The following is a 549-nucleotide window of genomic DNA, read 5'->3' on the forward strand; positions in this document are numbered from 1 at the left end:
CGATGCGGTAGCGCCAGACATCCTCACCGGGACATTCCTCCTGCTCGCATCCAGTACAAAACGACTACCTGTCCCGTCAAACAAGGGTTATCGAGTCCTACAGAGAAAAGGACATTTGTCAGTCTCGCTCCTACACGCCGATCTTTATAGTTCATCCCATCAGGAAGCACTTTCCGCTGCCTGGTAAGCGTTGAAAGCGGTTTAAAAATCGGAGAGTGACATGTGTTCATTAAAGGGCGTGCCGGATGGCTTCATGCGCTTCATGCAGGAAGAGGACGGCGTTTCCTTTATCGAATGCGCACTCGTGGCCTCGCTGGTGGCGGTGGTTGGCGGTATCGGACTGCTGGCGCTGGGCAAGGTGATGTAAGGCTGATTCTGATTCCGGGCTTCGGCAGTGGAATTAAGAAACAAGGAGCGGGAGGCCGCCGGGGTTTTTGCTCTCCAGGGTGGGCAACGGCTAACAATAAAATCCGCGCAGTGGTAGTGGGAGTTAAATTAATTGACCTCTTGTAGACAACTTTGAAAGGGAAACATCATGGAATTCATCAA

At 51.9% G+C, this 549-nt stretch carries 1 protein-coding gene; it reads left to right on the forward strand.

The window, feature by feature from the left end:
* The first annotated feature begins 220 nt into the window (after positions 1 to 220).
* On the forward strand, positions 221 to 367 hold the full coding sequence (locus tag JK635_RS28900; RefSeq protein WP_202655508.1) for a hypothetical protein: 147 nt from the start codon (positions 221 to 223) through the stop codon (positions 365 to 367).
* Positions 368 to 549: the final 182 nt, after the last annotated feature.

Origin of the sequence: Neobacillus paridis (assembly GCF_016765675.1) — a bacterium.
In the GTDB taxonomy this organism is placed as follows: domain Bacteria; phylum Bacillota; class Bacilli; order Bacillales; family Cytobacillaceae; genus Neobacillus; species Neobacillus paridis.

What these genes read in the sequence shown, in the direction of transcription:
- JK635_RS28900 (WP_202655508.1), top strand. Translation starts at nt 221, where the DNA reads ATGTGTTCATTAAAGGGCGTGCCGGATGGCTTCATGCGCTTCATGCAG.